Annotated in this window: 12 protein-coding genes and 1 tRNA gene; 9 read left to right on the top strand and 4 right to left on the bottom strand. The window is 63.7% G+C overall.

Features of this window, described 5'->3' with window-relative positions; all coding sequences use genetic code 11:
* The first annotated feature begins 4 nt into the window (after nt 1-4).
* The 3 genes from AZF01_RS00855 (at nt 5) to purH (ending at nt 4,973) form a co-directional block, all read left to right on the top strand.
* A complete protein-coding gene (locus tag AZF01_RS00855) occupies nt 5-1,369 on the top strand; it encodes an RsmB/NOP family class I SAM-dependent RNA methyltransferase (RefSeq protein ID WP_051424077.1) in 1,365 nt (454 codons plus the stop codon).
* A 168-nt stretch (nt 1,370-1,537) separates the two neighbouring features.
* Nucleotides 1,538-3,229: a heparinase II/III family protein gene (locus AZF01_RS00850; protein ID WP_024708495.1), complete on the top strand. Its 1,692-nt coding sequence runs from the start codon at nt 1,538-1,540 to the stop codon at nt 3,227-3,229.
* A gap of 127 nt (nt 3,230-3,356) precedes the next feature.
* Complete coding sequence (gene purH, locus AZF01_RS00845; protein ID WP_024708494.1) at nt 3,357-4,973, top strand: bifunctional phosphoribosylaminoimidazolecarboxamide formyltransferase/IMP cyclohydrolase; 1,617 nt, start codon at nt 3,357-3,359, stop codon at nt 4,971-4,973.
* Between the two features lie 20 nt (nt 4,974-4,993).
* On the opposite strand, the gene AZF01_RS00840 is transcribed toward purH, so the two are convergent.
* Nucleotides 4,994-6,316 (bottom strand): MFS transporter, encoded by a 1,323-nt coding sequence (locus tag AZF01_RS00840; RefSeq protein ID WP_036237304.1) that lies wholly within the window; start codon nt 6,314-6,316, stop codon nt 4,994-4,996.
* Between the two features lie 144 nt (nt 6,317-6,460).
* The gene (locus AZF01_RS00835; protein WP_024708492.1) at nt 6,461-11,248 is read right to left on the bottom strand and encodes an NAD-glutamate dehydrogenase; all 4,788 of its coding nucleotides are present in this window, start codon (nt 11,246-11,248) and stop codon (nt 6,461-6,463) included.
* A gap of 211 nt (nt 11,249-11,459) precedes the next feature.
* Between AZF01_RS00835 and pdxY the strand changes: the two genes are divergently transcribed.
* Together pdxY and AZF01_RS00825 are read left to right on the top strand one after the other, a co-directional pair.
* A complete protein-coding gene (gene pdxY / locus AZF01_RS00830) occupies nt 11,460-12,335 on the top strand; it encodes a pyridoxal kinase (RefSeq protein ID WP_024708491.1) in 876 nt (291 codons plus the stop codon).
* Between the two features lie 37 nt (nt 12,336-12,372).
* On the top strand, nt 12,373-13,011 hold the full coding sequence (locus tag AZF01_RS00825; protein ID WP_024708490.1) for a carbonic anhydrase: 639 nt from the start codon (nt 12,373-12,375) through the stop codon (nt 13,009-13,011).
* A 128-nt stretch (nt 13,012-13,139) separates the two neighbouring features.
* On the opposite strand, the gene AZF01_RS00820 is transcribed toward AZF01_RS00825, so the two are convergent.
* The gene (locus AZF01_RS00820; RefSeq protein ID WP_024708489.1) at nt 13,140-13,580 is read right to left on the bottom strand and encodes a metallopeptidase family protein; all 441 of its coding nucleotides are present in this window, start codon (nt 13,578-13,580) and stop codon (nt 13,140-13,142) included.
* Between the two features lie 342 nt (nt 13,581-13,922).
* Between AZF01_RS00820 and AZF01_RS00815 the strand changes: the two genes are divergently transcribed.
* The 3 genes from AZF01_RS00815 (at nt 13,923) to AZF01_RS00805 (ending at nt 17,621) form a co-directional block, all read left to right on the top strand.
* Nucleotides 13,923-13,999 (top strand) — tRNA-Met (locus AZF01_RS00815).
* A gap of 600 nt (nt 14,000-14,599) precedes the next feature.
* Nucleotides 14,600-16,324 (top strand): type I secretion system permease/ATPase, encoded by a 1,725-nt coding sequence (locus tag AZF01_RS00810; protein WP_024708488.1) that lies wholly within the window; start codon nt 14,600-14,602, stop codon nt 16,322-16,324.
* A gap of 1 nt (nt 16,325) precedes the next feature.
* On the top strand, nt 16,326-17,621 hold the full coding sequence (locus AZF01_RS00805; RefSeq protein WP_036237292.1) for an HlyD family type I secretion periplasmic adaptor subunit: 1,296 nt from the start codon (nt 16,326-16,328) through the stop codon (nt 17,619-17,621).
* Nucleotides 17,622-17,882: 261 nt separating this feature from the next.
* On the opposite strand, the gene AZF01_RS24675 is transcribed toward AZF01_RS00805, so the two are convergent.
* A complete protein-coding gene (locus tag AZF01_RS24675) occupies nt 17,883-20,519 on the bottom strand; it encodes a calcium-binding protein (protein WP_161633045.1) in 2,637 nt (878 codons plus the stop codon).
* 1,135 nt (nt 20,520-21,654) lie between these two features.
* Between AZF01_RS24675 and AZF01_RS00795 the strand changes: the two genes are divergently transcribed.
* Nucleotides 21,655-22,689, top strand: a complete 1,035-nt coding sequence (locus AZF01_RS00795; RefSeq protein ID WP_197489649.1) for an Ldh family oxidoreductase — start codon at nt 21,655-21,657, stop codon at nt 22,687-22,689.
* Nucleotides 22,690-22,741 lie beyond the last annotated feature (52 nt).

Raw genomic sequence — 22,741 nt, 5'->3', positions numbered from 1 at the left:
TGACATGAAACGGCCGGGCCGGAACACGGCCCGTCCGAAAGACGCCGCCTCCCCCGCGCCGGAAAACAAGCCGGGCTACGCCCCGCGGGCGGCAGCCTCGAAAATCCTCGCCGCCGTTGTCGACCGGAAAACGCCGCTGGACGGCATGCTCGACAATGAGCACGGCAACGGCGCCTATCGCAGCCTTTCTTCCGCCGACCAGTCGCTCTGCCGGGCACTGGTGCTGACGTCGCTGCGCCACAAGCCGATGCTCGATGCCGCGATCACCCGCCTGCTCGAACGGCCGCTGCCTTCGGGCGCACGCGCGCTGGCGCACGTTCTGACGATAGCTGCGGCACAGATCCTCTATCTCGATATCCCCGACCATTCCGCCGTCGATATCGCCGTGGAACAGGCCAATGCCGACCCGCGCAACAGGCGCTTCGCCGGCCTCGTCAACGCGGTGCTGAGACGGCTTTCGCGCCGCAAGGACAAGACGCTCGCTGAACTCGAAGCCGTCTCGCCGATCCCCGACTGGTTCCGCGAACGGCTGGTCGCCGTCTACGGCGCGGAAAAGGCCTTCGCCATCGGCCGTGCGCAGCTTACCCCTCCGAGCATCGATCTTTCGGTAAAATCGAACCCGGAAGGCTGGGCCGAAAAACTTGGCGGCACGGTGCTCGCCACCGGCACCGTCAGGCTCGACAAGCCGTCCGGCGCGGTGACGGCGATGGATGGCTTCGATGACGGCGAATGGTGGGTGCAGGATGCCGCCGCCGCCATTCCCGCCCGGCTTTTCGGCGATCTTTCGGGACAGCGCGTGGTCGATCTTTGCGCCGCGCCCGGCGGCAAGACGGCGCAACTCATTTGCCAGGGCGCCGAGGTCACGGCGCTGGAACGCTCGAAAAGCCGGCTGAAACGGCTTGAGCAGAACCTCGCGCGGCTGCAGCTTACGGCCGAAACCGTCTGCGCCGACATGATGGAATATACGCCCGAGACGCTTTTCGACGCCGCTCTCGTCGATGCACCCTGTTCCTCCACGGGCACGGTGCGGCGGCATCCGGACGTCTTGTGGACCAAGGATTTTTCAGACATCGGGAAGCTGGCGGAGGTGCAATATGCCATGCTCGCGCGGGCGCTCTCCATGGTTCGCCCCGGCGGCATCGTGATCTTCTCCAACTGTTCGCTCGACCCTCTGGAGGGCGAGGAGAATGTCGCACGGCTCCTCGCCGAGCGGCACGATGTCGAGCGGACGGATTTCGCGCCGGCGACCATCGGCCCGCTTGCCCATCTGCTTGACCGCGAGGGCGCCATCCGCACCACGCCCGCCGACAGCATCGGCGGCATCACCGGCCTCGACGGCTTCTACGCCGCGGCAATCCGGAAGCGCTGACACCTATTTCATGCCAGGTTCTTGAACTAGACGCCGTAATCGTGCATTCCGGCTTCTAATAAAAACAATGTCTTCACGCGTTAACAAAGCATTCAGCCTATCCGGCTAGACCGGAAGTTTGGCCGGAAATGCATCAACGCGGGTCAAAACAACGGGCAGGGTGCACCTTTGAGCCTTCCGGTTCCGGAAATCTGGCGTTCGGCCTCCCTCTACTGTCGGGAATCGTTTGCGCGCGCCTGTCGCCTGCTGCTCTCGGCGCGACCGCCGCTGCCGCGTTTCCTGTCCGGGCGTCGTCCGGCCAGGCTTCTCGTCGCCCCGACCGATCTCAGGATCGCCGACCCGCTTGAGGGCGAAGACCTGCTGGAGGGTCGTTTCGCGCTCGCCGGCGCGGTGCTCGAGACCAACGGCCGCCCGCTATTTTCGTTCGAGATGCCGAGCCTTGCCTTCGAACGGGAACTTGCCGGCTTTTCCTGGCTGAGGCACCTGCGTGCACAGCGCGGCGAGGACGCCAACATCTTCGCGCGCGCTGCCGTCCTGAGCTTTATGCGCCGCCACCGCGCGGCAAGGGGCACAGGCTGGCAGACCGAGATCGCGGTGCGGCGGCTGAACGCCTGGCTCTGCCACTCGACCGTGATCCTCAAGGGCGCGGACACCGGTTTCTATCGCCGCTTCGTCGACCAGATCGCGCGTCACGAGCGCATCCTCAGGGGCCGCTACGCGGCGCTGCCGCACGACGCGGTGCGCCTTCAGACCGCGATCGCCCTTGCCATGGCAGCCATCAGCCTTGACCTGTCGGACCACCGCAAGCGCGAGGCCGCCCGAAGGCTCGATGCCGAGCTGGAAAGGCAGATCCTGCCCGATGGCGGGCACATCTCCCGCAGCCCCGATGCGCTGGTCAGCCTGCTGCTCCGCCTCCTGCCGTTGCGCCAGACCTATATCAATCTCGATCAGACCCTGCCGAAACGGCTGGTCGCAAGCATCGACCGCGGCTACGCGGCGCTCAATTTCTTCCGCCACCGCGACGGCGACCTTGCGCTTTTCAACGGCACGGGCCTGGTGCCGGGCACGGCGCTTTCCGCGCTTCTGCGCTATGACGAGACCGGCGGCTCGGTGTTCCGGGCCTTGCCGCATTCGGGCTTCGACCGGTTGCAGGCAGGCCGGACGACGCTGATCGCCGACACCGGCAGACCGCTTTCCGTCCATCTGTCAAAAACCGCCCATGCGGGAGCGCTATCGTTCGAGATGTCGGCCGGGCAGAACCGGTTCATCGTCAATACCGGCGTGCCGCTTGAGGCCGACGCGGAGACGATCCGCATGGCGCGCACGACCGCCGCCCATTCCGCCGTCACCGTCAACGATCACTCGGCGATGCGCTTCTCACGCTCCTCCTTCCTCGGCCCCGTTGTCACCGGCGGCATCACGAAGGTGACGCACGAGCGCGATATGGACGAAAACGGCCATGACCGCCTGGCCATGCGCCATGACGGCTATCTCGCGCGCTTCGGCCTGTTGCTGGAACGCACGCTGACGCTTTCGCCGGACGGCGCCGAGATCACCGGCACGGACGGCTTTCGCCTGAAGGACGGCGGCGTGCCGGCGGAGAACGACGAGACCGTCGCCGTCGCCCGCTTCCATCTTCATCCCGCGATCTGGACGATGCAGGAAGACGAAGACACGATCTTCATGACCGCGCCCGACAATGAAAGCTGGCTGTTTTCGGCGCCCGGCTGCGCGCCGGTTCTGGAGGACGGCGTGTTTTTCGCCGCAAGTGCGGGAAAAACCGCCGCGCGCCAGATCGTGATCGCCTGGACGATCGGCGAACGACCCGGTATCCGCTGGCGCCTCAGCCGGCTCGGCTGACGGTTTCACATTTTCCGAAGGCGTGCTAGAGCGGGCCATCCGCAACCAACCTTGCAGATCAGTTGTTGCCCTGCGCTTGCAGCCGCGGTTTCCCGCCCGCTGGAGGCGCCTTCTGAAGGACCTTGTCATGGCCGTCGCCTCGAAGAAAATTCCCGCTCCCGATCTCGTCGAAATCAGAACCGCGCTCCTCTCCGTCTCCGACAAGCGGGGCATTGTCGAATTCGCCGGCGCTCTTGTCGCCCGCGGCGTGCGCCTGCTCTCCACCGGCGGCACCCACAAGGCGCTGGCCGAGGCCGGGCTTCAGGTCACCGACGTGTCGGCCATCACCGGGTTCCCCGAGATCATGGACGGACGGGTGAAGACGCTGCATCCCAAGGTTCACGGCGGGCTGCTCGCCATTCGCGACGACGAGGAACACCAGGCGGCCATGCGCGCGCACGGCATTGACGGCATCGATCTCGCCGTCATCAACCTCTACCCCTTCGAGGAGGTGCGCGCTGCCGGCGGCGACTATCCGACCACGGTCGAGAACATCGATATCGGCGGCCCGGCGATGATCCGCGCCGCAGCCAAGAACCACGCCTATGTTGCCGTTGCCACCGATCCGGACGACTATGGCGCGATCACAGCGGCGCTCGAGGCCGGAAACGGCACCCTGCCCTATGCGCTGCGCCAGCAGCTGGCAGCGCGCGCCTATGCCCGCACGGCCGCCTATGACGCGGCGATCGCCGCCTGGTTTGCCGAGGCGCTGGCCATCGAGAACCCGCGTCACCTGACGCTCGGCGGCACGCTGCGCCAGGAAATGCGCTATGGCGAGAACCCGCACCAGGCCGCCGCCTTCTATGTCACCGGCGACAAGCGGCCGGGCGTCGCCAATGCCGTGCAGCACCAGGGCAAGCAGCTGTCCTACAACAATATCAACGATACCGACGCCGCCTTCGAGCTGGTCGCGGAATTCTCGCCGGAGATTTCGCCGGCCTGCGCCATCATCAAGCACGCCAATCCCTGCGGCGTCGCCCGCGCGGAAACGCTTCTGGAAGCCTATCGCCGCGCGCTCGCCTGCGACAACCAGTCGGCCTTCGGCGGCATCGTGGCACTGAACCAGGCGCTGGACGGATCGACGGCGAGCGAAATCGTCAAGCTCTTCACCGAGGTCATCATCGCGCCTGACGCTGACGAGGAAGCCAAGGCGATCATCGCTGCGAAGAAAAACCTGCGTCTGCTCACCACCGGCGGCCTGCCCGATCCGCGCGCAAAGGGCCTCAATTTCAAGACGGTTGCAGGCGGCTTCCTTGTGCAGGGGCGCGACACCGCCATGATCGACGAGATCGAACTGAAAGTGGTCACGGAACGCGCGCCGAACGAGCGGGAGCTTGAAGACCTGAAAATGGCCTTCGCCATTGCCAAGCATGTGAAGTCGAACGCCATCGTCTACGTCAAGGACGGCCAGACGGCGGGCATCGGCGCCGGCCAGATGAGCCGCATCGACTCGGCCCGCATCGCCGCGCTGAAGGCCGAGGACGCGGCGAAGGCGGCCGGCTGGCCGGAGCCGATGACGCGCGGCTCCGCCGTTGCCTCGGAAGCCTTCTTCCCCTTTGCCGACGGTCTCCTGTCCGCTGTTGCCGCCGGCGCCACCGCCGTGATCCAGCCCGGCGGCTCGATCCGCGACCAGGAGGTGATCGACGCGGCCAATGCCAATGGCGTGGCCATGGTCTTCACCGGCACCCGCACCTTCCGCCACTGACAACTGACGGGCGGCAGGCTTTACTGCCGCCTTTCGCCGCGCCCCATCGCCGGCACGAACAGAACGAGCCCTGCGACGAGAAAGACGAGCAGGCTCGCCATGCCGATATTCGGCGAGCCGGTCCAGCCCGTCAGAATGGCAAAGGCGCCGGTGGCCAAAAAGCTCGTCATCCGGCCGGTCAGCGAGAACAGGCCGAAGAAACGTCCCGCCTCTTCCGGCGCGATGCGCGTTGCCAGAAAGGCCCGCGAGCCCGCCTGCACCGGCCCGAAGGCAAGGCCGATCAAAACGCCGTAGCCAAGAAACGCCTTTTCCGCTCCGGCGGCGAAAAGGCCGTCCCCGGAAACGGGCCCGAGACGCAGCAAACCAAAAAGGGTCGCCTCCTTCGTGGTCGATACGATGCCGAGCGTCGCCGTGACCAGCATCAGGAGCGCCACGAGCACAACCCCGCCCGCTGAGGCGCCGCGCCCGAAACGCGCGGCGAGAAAACAGCCGAAGATCGCCGCGACATTCAGGATGATGCCGAAAATACCGATCTCCATGGTCTTCCAGCCGAACATGCCCGCCGCAAACGCGCCGCCGAGGATGAGGATGCCGTTGACGCCGTCCATATAGAGCATGCGAGCGACGAGAAAGCGGATCAGCGCCGGCCGACCCTTGAGCGCCGCGAGGGTGGCCCTCAGGTCTTTGAACCCGTCGGCGATGGCGCGCCCGGCAGGCTTCAGCGGCGGGCGATCGGGCGTGAAGATGAAGAACGGCACGAGGAACGCGAAGTACCAACAGGCTGCCAGCGGACCTGTCAACCGTGCCGCCGCCCCGGTCTCCGGATCAAGCCCGAAAAGCGGCGTCAGGCCGAGCATGGTCAACCCGGTCTCGGGGTCGGCGGAGAGAAACAGCACGACGGCGATGAGGAAGATCATGCCGCCGAGATAGCCAAGCCCCCAGGCCTCGTTGGAGACGCGGTTCATGCGCGCGGGCCGGACCAGATGCGGCAGCATGGCATCGTTGAAGACCACCGAGAGCTCGGCCATCACGGTCGCCGCGATGATCAGCGCCGCCGGCCAGACATAGCCGGTTCCGGGCGCGGCAAACCACAAAAGGGCGAGGCTTCCGGCCTGGACGACGGCCATCGTTCCGATGAAACGCTTGTTGCGCCCGGCCGAATCCGAAAGCGCGCCGGCAAATGGCGCGCCGACGGCGACAACGAGCCCGGCAATCGTCGCCGCATGCGCCCATGCCGTCTGCCCGGCAACGGGATTGCTTCCGAGCTCGGATACGAAATAGGGACCGAAGATGAAGGTGATGATGACCGTGAAGAAAGGCTGCGCCGCCCAGTCGAACAACATCCAGCCGACAACGCCGGAACGCGGCGCCGAAGCGCGTCCGGCCGATGCCGTGACATTTTCCTCAAGAAGCGACAATGCGATCCATCCCGTGTGAACAGGATCGAGATTGCCGCTTCTGGCCGCTTTGTCAAACCCTGACCGGCATCAACCCAGATCGCGGGCCAGGTCGTTCAGGAGGCCGGCGGCGACCGTGGTCTTGGCAATCGACGGGTCGCCCGAGCGGGCAAGCCGTTCGAGCTGCTCGGCAATCTGCTGAACCCGCGCGGCATGCGCCTCGCGCCAGGCGACGACGGCGTTCTCCGCCTCCCCATGGCCGAGAAGCGCGTTGGCGGCGAGATCGCGCCGGCTGGCCGAAATCTGGTCCATGGAGCGGGCGAGCGCGAGCGAATCGTAGAAATCGCTCGGCTTCATCCGCGCGGCGACGCTCAGGAGCGGCGACACATGGAAGAGCTTGGTGACGCTGAAATAGGCGTCGGCCGCCCGTTCCAGGCTATGGCCGCTGCGTCTTGCGATCTGCAGGGCCTCCGGCACGAACATCATGGCGAGGTGACGGGCGAGGCTTGCGGCGAGATCGTCCGGCACGCCGGCCTTGCGCCACCCCTCCTCCTGCCCGGCAAGCCACTCGGCTCTCGCATCGGGCAGAAGATCGGCAATCCCCGCCTCGAACGTGCCGAAGGCGCCTTTGAGCCGCGCGACTGCATTTGCGATATCGCCCTCGGCAAGCCCGTTGCGGATCAGCAGGTGGGTCAGAATGCTGAAGAGGTAGCGAAGCTGCGTGTAGATTGCATTCTGCGTCCGGCCGTCGATCGACCCGTCAAGCGCGTGCACGGCGTGCCAGAGGTTCTCCATGCCGAAGCCGTCGCGGGCAATGATCGCCGCCTTGACCACCTCTGCCGGCGTCGCCGCCGTCATGTCGCAGGCATTGATGACGAATTCCGGCCCGCCGCGATTGATCACGTCATTGGCGAGCCGCGTGGCGATGATCTCGCGCCTGAGGCGATGCCCGCCGATATCCTCGGCAAAGGTCTCGCGCATGCGCTCGGGAAAATAGCCGTAGAGCAGCGGCTCCATATAGGGGTCGTCCGGCAGGTCGCTTTCCAGCAACTGGTCGAACAGAACGATCTTGCCGTAGGAGAGCAGCACGCCGATTTCCGCGCGGGTCAGTCCGCGGTCGGACTGGCGGCGCGAACGCAGCGCCTCGTCATCCGGGAGCGTTTCAACCGTGCGGTCGAGATGTCCGTCCTTTTCCAGAACCTCCATCATCCGCGACAGGGACAGCATGCTGGCAAGACCAGCCTCATTGCTGAGCGAGATGGCAAGCGTTTGCAAGTAGTTGTTTTCCAGCACGATGCCGGCGACGGCCTCGGTCATCTCGGCGAGCAGCACGTCGCGGTCCGCGCGCGTCAGGCGGCCCGCGCGCATGGCAGAGGCGAGCGCGATCTTGATATTGACCTCGACGTCGGAGCAGTTGACGCCGGCGGAATTGTCGATCGCGTCGGAGTTGCAGCGGCCGCCCTTGAGCCCGAAGGCGATGCGCCCCTTCTGGGTGACGCCGAGATTGGCGCCCTCGCCGATCACCTGAACGCACAGGTCCTCGGCGTTGATGCGGATCGGGTCATTGGCGCGATCGCCGACCTCGGCATTGGTCTCGCCGCGCGCCTTGACATAGGTGCCGATGCCGCCGAACCAGAGCAGGTCGGCCTTCGCCTTCAGGATCGCGGACATGATGTCGAAGGGCGTATATTCGCCTTGGGCAAGACCGATCGCCGCGGCGGCCTCAGGGCTCAGCTTCACCGCCTTTTCACGCCGAGAGATGATCATCCCGCCTTGCGACATCAGGCTCCGGTCGTAGTCCTGCCAGCTGGAGCGCGGCAGGTCGAACAGCCGCTTGCGCTCGGCAAAGCTCTTCGCCGTGTCGGGGTCGGGATCGATAAAGATGTCGCGGTGGTCGAAGGCCGCCACCAGCCGGATCTGTTCCGACAGCAGCATGCCGTTGCCGAAGACGTCGCCCGACATGTCGCCGACGCCGACGACGGTGAACGGCGTCGTCTGGATATCGATGTTCATTTCGCGGAAATGCCGCTTCACCGCCTCCCAGGCGCCGCGCGCGGTAATGCCCATCTTCTTGTGGTCATAGCCCGCCGACCCGCCGGAAGCAAAGGCATCGTCCAGCCAGAAATCGGCCTCCTGCGCCAGGGCGTTCGCGGTATCGGAGAAGGTCGCCGTGCCCTTGTCGGCGGCAACGACAAAATAGGGATCGTCGTCGTCGCAGCGCACCGTATCGGCAGGCGGGATGACCTTGCCGTCCTCGATATTGTCGGTGATCGACAGAAGCGTGCGGATATAGCTCTTGTAGGCCTCGCGCCCGGCGTTGAAGACTTCCTCGCGGCTGCCGCCGGAAGGCAGGGCCTTCGGATAGAAGCCTCCCTTGGCGCCGACGGGCACGATGACGGCGTTCTTGACCTGCTGCGCCTTGACGAGGCCGAGCACTTCCGTGCGGTAGTCCTGTCCGCGATCCGACCAGCGCAGCCCCCCGCGCGCCACCTTGCCGAACCGCAGGTGAACGCCTTCGACCTCCGGGCCGTAAAGGAATATCTCGCGGAAGGGCCGCGGCTCGGGCAGGATGGCCAGCGAGCGCGAGGCGAACTTGAAGGCGAGGTTCGGCCGCGGCGCGCCGCTCTCGTCGGTCTGGAAATAATTGGTGCGCAGTGTCGCGTCGACGAGCTTGACGAAGAGCCGGAGGATCCGGTCGTCATCGAGGTTCGGCACGCCTTCCAGCCCCTCGGTGATGGTGCCGCGCGCGCTCTTCAGCCCCTCGGCGCGGTCCGCATCGGAAAGCGCGGGATCGAAAGCGGTGCGGAACATCAGGAACAACGCGCGCGCGATCACCGGATAGAGGCAGAGCGACTGGGCGACATAGTCGGCAGTGAAATTGACGCCGGCCTGGCGCAGATAATGCGCATAGGCGCGCAGAACGTTGACCTGGCGGGCATCGAGACCGGCAAGCAGCACCAGCCGGTTGAAACTGTCATTGTCGACGCTGCCGGTAAAGGCGGCGGCAAAGGCCTCCTCGAGGCGGTCGCCGTCAGCCTCCAGGTCGAAGACCGTCGAACCGTCGACCAGCAGCTCCATGTCATGGAGGATGACCTCGACGGGGCCGGCGCCGCCTGGTTCCAGCGTCAGGTCAAAGGTGCGTTCGGAAATCACGGTGAAGCCGAGGTTTTCCAGAAGCGGCACGCGCCGCGACAGGGCCAGATGACCGCCGGCATGGAAGATCTTGAGCCGCAGCTCCTCCTCGCCGTCATCATTGACGGGACGGTAGAAGGCGATGCGAATGCCGCTTTCGGCCGCCGTTTCAATCAACGGCAGGTCGGCAACGGCTTCCTCGGGGGAAAATGCCTCGTGGTAGGCCTCGTTTGCATCGAAATCGGGCGCTCCGGGGCCGGCGAGCGAACGGAAATGCTCCGACCAGTCGGCGGCGAGCCTGCGGACGGCCTCTTCCAGTTCGACCTGCGGCACCTCGGGCGTCTTCTCCTCGCTGTGGCGGCCGATGATGAACTGGACGCGGGCCGAGCGGCCTTCCGGAAACGAAGGGTAATAGGCGGAGACATGACCCTGATAGACCTCGGCGAGATATTCCCCGACCTTCTCCCTCAGCCGCGCGTCATAGAGATTGCGCGGAATATAGACGAGGACCGAGACAAAGCGGTCGAAGCCGTCGATGCGGCTCAACACGCGGATGCGCGGTCGCTCGGCCACATCCATGATCTGTTCGGCAAACTCGGTCAGCTGCGGCACCGGCACCTGGAACAGTTCGTCGCGCGGATAGGATTCAAGGATATTCTGCAGCATGCGCCCGGCATGGCTCTTGGGCTCGAAGCCGAAATGGCGCGAGACCTCGGCAAGCTTGGCGCGCAGCAGCGGAATGCGCGCGGCAGACTGGGTATAGGCGGTGAAGGTGAAGAGGCCGACAATGCGCAGTTCGCCCACGACCCTTCCATCCTCGCCGAAGCGCTTGACGCCGATATAGTCCATATAGGTGCGCCGGTGGACGATCGAGGTCGTATTCGCCTTGGTGACCAGAAGAAGCTCCGGGCCTTCCAGGAAGGCGAGGATCTCCGGGGTGGAGACGACCGGGTTCGTCCCGCGCCGCAGGACCCGCATCTCGGGATCGGAGAGAATGCCGATGCTGGAACCGGCCACATGCTCGACCCGTCCGGAGCCGCCCTCGTCGATATAGGCCAGTTCGCGCATGCCGAGAAAGGTGAAGTTGCCGTCGCGCAGCCATTCCAGGAAGTGTTTTGCCTCCTCGGCGCCCGCTTTCAGGCCCTCCGGGGCGCGCGCGTCCATCTCATCCATGGCCGTCTTCAGTTTCTCAAGCATCAGCGGCCAGTCGTTGACGGCAAGCCGCACATGCGCCATCACATAGTCGAGCCTCTCCTTCAGCCGTGCGCGCGTCTCCGGCGAAAGCGCGGCCACATGCACCTGTACATGGCTGATGCGATCTTCTGGCGCATGCTGGATTTCCGGCGAGAACGCGGTGACGGAACGGCCGGACCCTGCAATCAGGATCGGATGGACGGCAAGCAGGATATCGTTGGTGAACTCGCCGATCTCGGCCATCACCGAATCGTAGATGAAGGGCATGTTCCGGACTGTCACGGTGATCACATCGGTTGCGATGCCCGAAGGCGCGATGCCGGAGACCGGACCGACGGTGACGCGGGCCTCTGCGCCATCGAAGGCGCCGACCTCGCGCGCGGCGTGCACGGCCGCCTGTGCCAGCATCGCCGCATCATAGCGCGCGAGGTCCTCGGGGCTTGCCCGCTTGAACATGGAAAAAGGATTGATGAAGGGCTGATCGGCCGCAAGCGCTGCCTTTTCGGCGGCGGCCATCATGCCCTTGCGCATCTGATCGGATTTGTTTTCCATGTTTCCTCCAGCGTGTTCTTGTTTGTCAGTCGCCGGGAACGGCATTTGAAGCCGCCTTGTTGTCCCGGCCCTCTTCGACCTTTAACGTCGCCGTCATGACACTGGCTTGACAGCGCCCTCCAATAGGCGATTTAGAGCGTAAATGAGGCAAATGGCAAAACATTTCCGTTTTTTTGATCGCACTGGTTGCAAACCCGACAGAGGACCTGAAATGACAGCAAGAACCGGCGCGGTCATCGCCATATCCAGCCATGTCATGCGCGGCGCCGTCGGCAACCGGGCGATCGTCTTCGCTCTCGAAACGCTTGGGCTTGCAACCTGGTCCGTCCCCACCATCGTCCTGCCCTATCATCCCGGCCACGGGGCGTCCACCCGGCTGACATTCGATGATGCCGGCTTCGCCCGGGCGCTTGCGGAGCTCGGCTCGAGCCGCTGGCGCGGCGAGATTTCCGCCGTCATCAGCGGCTATATCGCCGGCCCGCGACAGGCCGAGGCGATCGCCGCGCTGGTTGAGGGGCTCAAGGCGGACAATCCCGGGATCACCTATCTCTGCGATCCGGTGAGCGGCGACGAGAAGGGTCTCTACGTGCCGGAGAAAACCGCCGCCGCCATCCGCGACCGTCTTCTGCCGCTCGCCGATATCGCCACGCCGAACCGGTTCGAACTCTCCTGGCTGACTGGCCGGCCGATCGACGACAACAGCGCGGCGGTGGATGCCGCGCTTGCGCTCGGGCCCCGCGAGGTGGTCGTGACCTCCGCCCATGCCTTTATCCGGGACGGCGTGGCCGCGCTTTACGTGGACGAGCGCCAGGCGGTGCTGGCCGAGCACGGACGGCTGGAAAACCCGCCCAACGGACTGGGCGACCTGTTCTCCGCGCTCTATCTTGCGGCACGGCTTGCCGCACTTTCTCCCGCAGAGGCACTGGAGAAATCAACGGCGTCGGTCTACGAGGTTCTGGCGCGCGCCATTCGCGAGGGCGCCGACGAGCTGCAGCTTGAACGCAACACGTCCGGTTTTACGGCCCCTTTTGCAAAAGTTGGCCTTCGTCAATTGATGCATCCGGCCAGGCACCGTAGAAGAAAATGATGCGCGGCGATGCGCGAAAGAATGAGGATCAAGACAGATGGACGCGTTTCCCAAATCCCTTCTCGACGGCTACAGGAGCTTCATGTCCGGACGCTATGTCGAAGAGAGCGCGCGCTACAGGACACTGGCCGAGGAAGGTCAGAAGCCGCAGACGCTGGTGATCGCCTGCTGCGATAGCCGCGCCGCGCCGGAAATGATCTTCAACGCCCGCCCGGGCGAGCTCTTCGTGGTCCGCAACGTCGCTAACATGGTGCCGCCCTATGAGCCGGACGGCCAGTATCACGGCACCTCGGCGGCGCTGGAATTCGCTGTCGAGGGGCTGAAGGTGAAGAATATCGTCGTGCTCGGCCACGGTCGCTGCGGCGGCATCCACGCCGCCCTTTCACCGGAAGCCGAGCCACTGACGCCCGGCGATTTCATCGGCAAGTGGACGACGCTGCTCAAACCTGCGGCCGAACAGATCAATGCAAACTCGGCCATGACAGCCGGCGAGCGGCAGACGGCGCTGGAACGCATCTCGATCCGCAACTCGCTCTCCAATCTGCGCTCCTTCCCCAATGTCGCAGCGGCGGAGAAACAGGGCAAGCTGAAGCTCTGCGGCGCATGGTTCGACATTTCCTCCGGCGAATTGTGGGTGATGGACAACAAATCCGGCGATTTCGCCCGGCCTGACTGAGCAACCCGGCAAAGCCTGTCCAGCCGTCATTCATCGAGCCGTTTTGCTTGAAAGCGTCTTTAAGGGTGGATCAGGGCGCCTGACCGGGTCGGGCGCGATGCATCGTCAGAGAAGAACGACGGCGCCGCTCAACGCCGGACGTCGTCCGCGTCGGCGCTTTCCTCGATCCGCTCCATATCGTCGTCCGACAGGCCGAAATGATGCCCGATCTCGTGGATCAGGACATGGGTGACGATGTCGCCGAGGGTTTCCTCGTTTTCCGCCCAGTAATCGAGAATCGGGCGACGATAGAGCGTGATGCGGTTGACCATCTCGCCGGTTTCCATGGTGAACCGCTCGGAAATGCCGCGCCCTTCGAAAAGTCCCAGCAGATCGAAAGGCGTTTCCAGCGCCATGTCCTCGAACACGTCATCGCTTGGAAAATCCGCGATCTCGACGACGAGATCACCGGTCAGCGCGCGGAAAGGCTCGGGCAATTTGGCATAGGCCTCGATTGCCAGGGCTTCGATTGCCTCAAGGCTCGGAGCATGCCGCCCCTGCCAGTCTTCGCTTTTGTTCATACGCGCCATTTCTGCTCCTTCGTCCGGCCCATATAGGCCTTTTTTAAGCGCATTTCGAGAAAAGAATACCGGGCCCCGCCGACGCGCTGAAGGAGGCGAAGGGTCCGGGCGCCGCAGGCCTTGCCGGGCAGCGGCAGCGTCGGCGGGCTTCAGGCGATCGCGCCGCCCGGCCGGCCCTTGAATCCGGGCTCCGTCCGCCCCCTTTCGCACGCCCCGAAAATTGCGCCAAACCTGCTTGACACGCATTGGCGAAGGCCCTAAGAACGCCCCGTCCCGCGCGGTCAAGCGCTGCCCGGGAACATCGTCCTTCACGCTGCCCCAAGCGGCAGAGCAGATATGAAGGTCCGGTTTGGCGGGGTAGCTCAGGTGGTTAGAGCAGCGGAATCATAATCCGCGTGTCGGGGGTTCAAGTCCCTCTCCCGCTACCAGAACCCTTTTTATGCAGTCCAAAGACATAGGTAACGGATTGTCCCCAAGACATGGGTGACAAACTCGTTTCGAACGGGTTGTCGGTGGTTTGCACGGTCCTCCGCTTCAGGACACGATATTCGCGATAGACCACGCAAGGCCGGCGTGCCGGGTGCCTTTGCCACCTGCGAGACGCAGGACTGGCGTGCTCTTTGAACATCGCCCTCCTCACCGGCGCATCGGCCCGAAAGCAGGAAAAGCTTGTCGGCACGCACGATACCGAAACGCAATATGGGGGCGCCTCCCGTGCGGGTGCGGATGGATGCCCGGCGCTCCAGCCAAGCCCGTTGCCCGCGCCGTCCCCGCCGAAATCGACAGGCTCTTGAAACCGCCGCGGCAAGGCCGCCTCAGAATTGCCATGACCATGGCAGAAAAAGCACGCGTGGGTTGTTTGCATGCGCCTCGCCTATCGTCATGGTAAAAATCCCGCCCGGCCGCTAAACCCTTCCTTCGTCGTCGGCGGAACGAAGGACGGGAACGCCATCAAGACGGAGCGCGGGACTGTTTTAAAGACGGCATCGCTGGCGCAGTCGCCTCTCCCAAGACAAGAGGATGTGTCGATGTTGAAGAAAAAAATCAACAAAAACAGAGAACTTCTGGCCGCAATCGGTATTTCCTCCAGGGCCCTTGGCGGCGTTGCCGTCTTCAGCGCCGTGGTGAACATTCTCGCCCTGACCGGCACTCTTTTCATGCTGCAGGTCTATGACCGCGTCATTCCCAGCCATTCCGGGGCAACGCTGCTGGCGCTCTTCGCGCTCGTTGTCCTGCTCTATCTCATGATGGGCATTCTCGATAATGCCCGCAGCCGGGTCCTCGCCCGCGTCGGCGCCCGATTTCAGGATCGGCTGGACGAACGGGCTTTCCGGATCGTCCTCAAGCAGTCGCGGCTGCCGTCGGAACGGCAAAAGCCCGCCGTGGCGCTCAACAGCCTTGGGACGATACAGGGATTTCTCGCCTCGCCCCTGCCGGGAGCAATCTTCGATCTGCCCTGGGTCCCGTTCTTTCTGACCATCATGTTCGCCTTCAGCGTCTGGCTCGGGCTTCTGGGTCTTGCCGGAGCGCTCGTCGTCACCGCGCTGGCGGTCGCCAACCAGTGGCTGACCAGGCGAAAAAACGCAGACGCACATGCGATCAGGCTTGAAGCGGATGCGGAAACGGAGCGTACGCGCAAGCAGTTTGAAACCATTCTCGGCCTCGGCATGGTCGATCCCTTTCTGGCGCGCTGGAAGCGCCTTCGCGCGGCCTCGCTCGAAGCCAATCTTGCGACCTCGGACATTTCCGGCCGGCTGACGTCGGCCTCCAAGGCGGTTCGGCAGCTGCTGCAGTCCGCGGCCCTGGGTCTCGGCGCAGTCCTCGTTCTCGCGGGCCATTTTCAGGCGGGCGCAATGATTGCCTGTTCCATCCTGCTCGGCCGGGCGCTCGCGCCGATCGAGCAGGTGATCGGCCAGTGGGGCCTGATCCAGCGCGCTTGGGAGGCCTGGAAAAACCTCTCGCTGATGTTTGGCGCCGTTGAAGACGAAACACAGCATATGCCCCTGCCGCGCCCCGCAGCGAAGGTCGATGTCGAGGCGGCGACCGTCGTGCCTCCCGGCGAGCGGAAGCCGGTTTTGCATGCCGTCACCTTCTCCGTCGCGCCGGGAAAGGCCCTTGCCGTCATCGGGCCCTGCGCGGCGGGCAAATCCTCTCTGGCGCGCGCGCTCACCGGGATCTGGCCGGCGGCCGCCGGCATCATCCGTCTCGGCGGCGCCGACATCAATGAATATCCGTCCGACACGCTCGGACGTTATCTGGGCTATCTGCCGCAGACCGTGACGCTGTTTCCGGGAACCGTGGCGCAGAACATTGCCCGCTTCGACGAGAACGCCGATCCCGACGCGGTCGTGCGCGCTGCGCAGAAGGCGGGGGCCCACCAGATGATCCTCGATCTGCCCATGGGCTACGACACCCTCCTGACGGAGGGCGAGAGCCTGCTTTCCGGAGGGCAGCGCCAAAGACTTGGCCTCGCGCGCGCGCTTTACGGCGAGCCGCTGGTTCTCGTGCTCGACGAGCCGAATGCCAGCCTCGACGACGAGGGGCTGCGCGCGCTGAACGGCGCCATCGCCGAAGCCAAGGCCGATGGCCGTGCCGTCATCCTCATGTCCCACCGCCCTTCCGCGCTGGCGGAATGCGACTCTGTGCTTGTGCTCGAGAAGGGGCACGTGCGCGCCTGCGGCCCGCGTGACGAGGTGTTGAGCCGCATCGCCGGCACGCACATGCCGAACGTCGTTGCCGGAGGGGGTCATTGAGATGTCCGACAGATTGTCACCGAAAAAATTCCTCGTCACGGGTTTCGTCGCGCTCGCGCTCGGTCTCGGCGGCATTGCCGTCTGGGGGATCACGATGAACATCAACGGCGCCGTTATCGCCGCGGGGCAGGTCGAGGCGCAGGCGCGCCGCCAGGTCATCCAGCACCAGTATGGCGGCATTGTCGCCGAGATCGACGTGCGCGACGGCGAGGCAGTCAAGGCCGGCCAGCAGCTTGTCCGCCTCGATGACAGCGAGCTCAACGGCCAGCGGAAGATCCTCTCCCGCCAGATCTTCGAGGCCAGGGCCAGGCTGGAGCGGGCGCGCGCGCAGGTGCAGAGCGCGGGCGCACTCGCCTTCTCTCCCGGTCTCGTCGCCGGGGCGAGGGCCAATCCGGATTACCAATCCGTGCTGGAGGACGAACGGAAAGTGTTCGATGTCCAGGCGGAATCCAACGCCCTGATGGAGCGACAGCTTGCAGAACAGCAGACGCAGGCCGAAGCCGTCATCGCCGCCGACCGCGAACAGATCGCCGCATTCGAGAAGGCCCTTGCCATCGATGAGCAGGAGATCGGCCGCTACCAGGGGCTGCTTGATCGCGGTCTGGCCCAGATGAACAGCGTTTCCAGCATGAAGCACGAGGCGGCCACGATCGAAGCCGAGATCGCCGATCTGAAGGCCGAGATCGCGGAAGTCAACGGGAAGCTCGCCGGCTACGCCGTGCAGTTGCTCAAGGTGAAGACCGATGCACGCCTTGCCGCACAGCAGGAATATGCCGAGACGCAGCCGCAGCTCGCGCAATTGGAAGAGAAACTGAATGTCGTCGAGAAGGAATATGGCAGGCTTTCGCTGCGCGCGCCAATGGACGGAACGGTGTATGACCTGAAAGTGTTCACCATTGGCGGCGTCATCCAGCCGGGCGCCGAGATTGCCGCCATCGCCGCGGACGATGAGCCGGCCATTCTGGCGCTTCGGGTCCCGCCCGCCGAAATCGACCGGATCGCTGCCGGACAGGAAACGCAGGTCAAGTTTCCGAATTTCAACAGCCGGTCGACTCCGGAGCTTTTCGGCACCGTGCGGACCGTTTCCGCGGACGTCCTGACGGAAGAAAAGACCGGCACGCCCTATTTCCGGGTGGAGGTCGCGCTCGACCCGGCCTCCGAAGAGGCGGCCGCAACGCTCGGCATCAAGCCGGGAATGCCGGTCACGGCCTTCATCCGGACCGGCGCCCGCAGCCCGGTCTCCTACCTGCTGAAGCCGATGACCGACTATTTCGATATGGCCTTCCGCGAGGACTGAACGCGGTTCCCCGAAGACCGATTGCCGCCGCCCCTCAGACGTCGATACTTCGAGGGAAGATCAGCCGAAACCGCCATGTGACCGCCGGCGCGCTCCGGCGCGGACCTGACGCGAGGCGGTTCGAAAGCGCCCGCCCGGCCGCCGAAGCCGGGACATCGGCGGTGATGCCTGACGGGTGAACGCCGCCGCCATCCCCGTATCATGCAAAACGGCGCGGACCGAAGGCCGGTCCGCGCCGCCATTATCAGGTTTCTCCGCCCATCAGGCGAAGATGAAATCGCTTGCGGCGAGGTGCTGGCCGGCGGCAAGCGCGATATCGATCTCGTTTCCGCTGCCATCCGTGATCACCGCGCAATAGCCGAGGCCCTCGACGTCGGTGTCGTAACCGAGATGGTTCACCAACTCGCTCCAGCTGTCGAGCTCGGCAACCTGGCTCAGGTCGATCTTGTCTAGTCCCCTCTGAAAATCAAAGATCGTGTCGTGGCCGAAAAATGCGTCAAAGACGAACGTGTCATTTCCGACGCTGCCGCTGAGTTTGTCATTGCCTGCGCCGCCATTGATCATGTCATTTCCCATACCGCCATTGATCGTGTCATTTCCCAGACCGCCATAGATCGTGTCGTTGCAAAAATCCCAATCGTTGAAGCAATACCCCGCGTCGCCATAGATGACGTCGTCTCCGGCGCCGCCGTAGATGGTGTCACAGTCAAAGGCGGGCCAGCCAGAGTTCAGGCTGTCCGCTCCCTTCGTACCGCCGCCGTAGATGGTGTCGTTGCCGTCACCGCCATAGATGATGTCATTGCCCTCATCGCCATAAATGACGTCATTAGCGCCGCCGCCATTGATCTGATCATTCCCCTCACCGCCATAGATGTGATCAACCCAGCTGGTGCCCAGAATGATGTCATCTCCGCCAAGGCCAAAAATATCGCTCAACAAGGTGGAGCGGGTATCCGTTTGCTCCGCCCTGCAGCCCTCGGCCCCATCATCGTTCCAATCAGAGTTCACGCTGCCGTAAATCAGATCGCCATTGTTCGAACCAACCGCAACGTAATATCTGTGTCCATCGGGGCCGACGAACCCCGCTCCACCCTGGACAGCGCCGAGCGCGCCAAAATTTATCAGGGTGTCGCCTTGCTGCATCCCCTTTTTCAGGTTCATCCAATCATCGTACAAACCGAACTTGCTGTATATAGACGCGACATCGTAACCCATCGATTGGAAATGGTTGTAACTCAAAACACCGTCTGTATTGATACAAGCCTTAATATCATTGCCTTCCATCAAGTAAGCGATACTTGAGCAACGGATCGATTCGAGTATGGCCTGTTCAAGATACGATTCTACACTCGTACAAGTATCCTCCCCATGCGCCGAAGCGATGCTCTTGAGATCTGCAGCAACCCCACTGTCGAGTATGATTTTCGCAATTTCCCTGTTTGTGGAATCACGGACGTGAAGCATGCCGCCTTCGACAGACAGGCTCCCGATCGTATTATGGGACATCTGGTTCTCGAACCTTTGCGTAAACAGGTCTTCTCTCGGATCAAAATCATTGATCCGAAGATAGGTCAGGGTATCAAGCTTGCTGTATTTGTCTTCGCCCGCATGTCCGCCGTTGTTTATCAATTCGCCGATACGGAGTGCCTGCCGCATCCACATCGTCAAAACATTGAGCGCTGGTGCTTCAAACTTAGGCCCCACCGGCTTCAGGGGTATAGCGCCTATGAAATCCTGGATCGCGTACCCCAATGTGACAGCCCACCACTGAAAATTGATCGGCTGTTTTGGATTCAGCAGGAAATCTTCGCCAATCAATTGCTGGGAAATGAAGACGTCACGCCCGTCGCCCCCCCAGACATCAGCAATGCCGGATCGTTTGCAGTCCCCGAATGAGAAGGCAAAAACATCGTCTCCCTCATCGCCATAGATGAAAGCATTTCCGCCGTTTTCATAGGAAATCCGGTCATTACCGCCTCCGCCGTGGATGACGACATTGGTCAAAAGAGGATCGCCGGATCTACTGCTGTCTGTTGCCGTGCCTGTTATAACTGCGGTATCGTTTCCTTCACCGAGATTGAAGTAGGCGAATGGCATTGCATCGGCATTTTCACAGTGCAGTTCGTCATCGCCTCCGCCCATATGCGCAAAAATCCCGACTGTCGTATCGCCGTCCTTTATTTCCAGGTAATCCTTCAGGCCTCCGAAATACATTTTCGCGCCATACATGGTGTCTTTGTCGTAATGTATATCGCCTACCTGAGAATAGAAGTACGGACCGCACCCGTCCATCGCAGGAGCACTATATTTCATCAAGGCATCATCAAACCAACGTGGCTGCCCGTTCACATAATGATAGCTTTGTCCAGACCAAGCAGCGTCGACCCACACCGAAACAGACTGACTAGCCCTATCAAATCTGATGATATTTGCGGCGTCCGGGAACCTACTTCCGCTGTCAGCTGCCGTGACAGTGATGCCGCCGCCTGGGAAATAGATTTCACCGTTTGAATAGGCCTGAGCGCCGGCATAGGCCGCGGGCGCCAAAGGGTCGGCGGACACGTCAAGCGCCGGATCGTCGGTGACGGCATGGAACGCAGTGCGCGCGCTGTCCTCGAAGGTAAACGCGTCGGGTTGCGCGGCAAATTCCAGCCCCTCGACGGGGATAAGCCGGTCATGGCCGGCCTTTTCCCCGTTGGCGCCCGCGTCTGTCGCAAGCGCCGACGGACCGGCGACGAAACGGTCGTCGGCATGATGCTGCCAGCCGTCATGAGATCGCGCGCCGGAGGCATTGCTTTCGGCATCGCCGATCAACGCCGGGTTTTGGGTCTTGCCCTTGCCTTGGGTCGTCTTTGTCTGGTCTTCGCCAAGGATATCGGTCCAGAACTGGTTTCTCATCTTCATATCCTCCAGATCCCGCCGGGGATCGGCTATCTTGTTCCGTTTTTGCATCCAGCCCCTTTTCCAGCTTCCGGGGAGATGCGGGCGGTTATTCTCCAGGGAACGAGGCCCTGTCCCCCTGCGGTCTCCAGAGGGCGCGCGGTCTTTTCCGCGTGCCTGGCGGGCGATCGCAGAAGCCCGCCCCCGAAAGCGCTCTTCAAGGCGCCGCCGGATTTTCAATTCGCCGTTTCGCGGTTATGCGGAATGGCCGGCAAGCGCGGCGACCGGCTGCGCTGCGGGTGACCGCCCAGGCCGGTTGCTGGGGGTTTCGGCTTGGCCGTCGCCGACGAGGGCCTCAAGGACCCGTGGAGGCTGCCCGCGCGCGCCGCGGCGCGCAAGAGCGCCGTGCGTCCATTCGGACGCACAAAGGATGCTCTGACCTATCCAATCGGCGCATCGTGCTTTTCCGAAAATCGAGTCCGATTTTCGGGCCGGTGCGCTAGGGAAAATCGGTATTCGGTCTTCTGGTTGAACGCGTCCTGGTAAACCGGGCGTTACCACAACTTGCGGGAAAAACGAGGGAAAGATCACCAAGGACGTTGTAGGCCGAACCATGATCGGCAACGATACGAGGTTTGCTCATCTCAAGCCTGCCTTCGGAAGGCGAGGGCACAGGGAAACCGGGCGTTTCCTCGCACTTCCAGTCGCCTCGCAGGCGCGGGCAGCATGCCCGTATCGGCATCTGCCGCGCTCCCGGCTTTCCGGAGCCGGATGAATACCAGATCACCCGCCTTCGCCGAGGTTGCAATCATAAGTTTATAAAAATTTTACCTGATGGTCAAACATTTTCTCTGCGGACGCCGGATCCGGCCCCGCGCGATCGTTCCCTTCCGGGCGGCCCGCAGGTGTTTCGCCTTGCGGCGCGCCTGCCGCCTGCCTAGAGCGCCGTGCATCCATTCGGATGCACAAAGGACGCTCTAACCTATTGAAGCTACGCATCGTGCTTTCCGAAAATCGATTCCGATTTTCGGGCCGATGCTGTAAGCTTGTCGCGCTCGGCAGCCTGCCGAAAATCCACCCGCTGGGCGAGATCCGTTCGATCTGGCCGTCAGGCACGCCGGCATCCGCAACCCAAACCGGCGAAAGGAGCATGATGTCCGGCGACGAAACCACGATCACGCGCGAGGCGGCAACAAGACTGGGCGAGGAGGTGATGCGCCTTGCGGGCTATGGCCCCGACCATGCGCGCGCCATCACCGCGTCAACGGTGCTTGCGCAGGGCGACGAATGCCATTCCCACGGGCTTTACCGCCTGCTCTCCTGCGCCGAGCTTGCGGAAAGGGGCAAGGTCGACCCGAAGGCGACGCCGGCGGTCGATGACCGGGCGCCGGCGATCGTGCGCGTCGATGCCCGCCGCGGCATCTCGCTGACGGCGTTCGAGGCAGGCCTGCCGCATCTTGTCGAAAAGGCAAGGACGGCGGGGCTTGCTGCGCTGGCGATCAACAATTGCTATCACTTCTCCGCCCTCTGGCCGGAGATCGAGGCGATCGCGGACAAGGGCCTCGTTGCGCTCGCCATGACGGTAAGCCATGCCTGGGTGGCGCCTGCCGGCGGCGCGCGTCCCGCCTTCGGCACCAACCCGATCGCCTTCGGCTGGCCCCGCCCCGGCGAAGACCCCTTCGTCTTCGACTTCGCCACCTCGGCCATTGCCCGCGGCGATCTCGAGCTGCACCGCCGCGCCAATTCGCCCCTGCCCGCGGGCGTCGCGGTCGATGCGGCGGGCGAGCCAACGACCGATCCGATGGCCGCCATCGACGGCGCCATGCTGACCTTCGGCGGTCACAAGGGTTCGGCCCTTTCGGCCATGATCGAGCTTCTCGCCGGCCCGCTGATCGGCGACATGACAAGCGCGCAGTCCCTTGCCCATGATGAAGGCGCGGGCGTGGTTCCCATGCATGGCGAACTGATCCTGGCCTTCGACCCGGCTTCCTTCCTCGGCTCTGCGGTCGCCGAAAACGCGGCAAGGGCGGAAGGCCTGTTTGCAGGGATCACCGATACGGGCGCCCGCCTGCCGTCTGCCAGACGGTATGCCGCCCGCCGGCGCAACGCGAACAGGCCCATGCCCGTCCGCCGCGCGGTGCTGGAGGATATCGAGGCGCTTTCCGCGCGTCTGCGACGGGCGCGGTAGCGCGGAGAGGGCAGAACGGAAAACGGCGCCGGTCTCCCGACGCCGTCTCGCA

The sequence above is a fragment of the Martelella sp. AD-3 genome (genome assembly GCF_001578105.1).
GTDB lineage: Bacteria > Pseudomonadota > Alphaproteobacteria > Rhizobiales > Rhizobiaceae > Martelella.
This window is presented reverse-complemented; position numbering and strand designations above follow the sequence as displayed.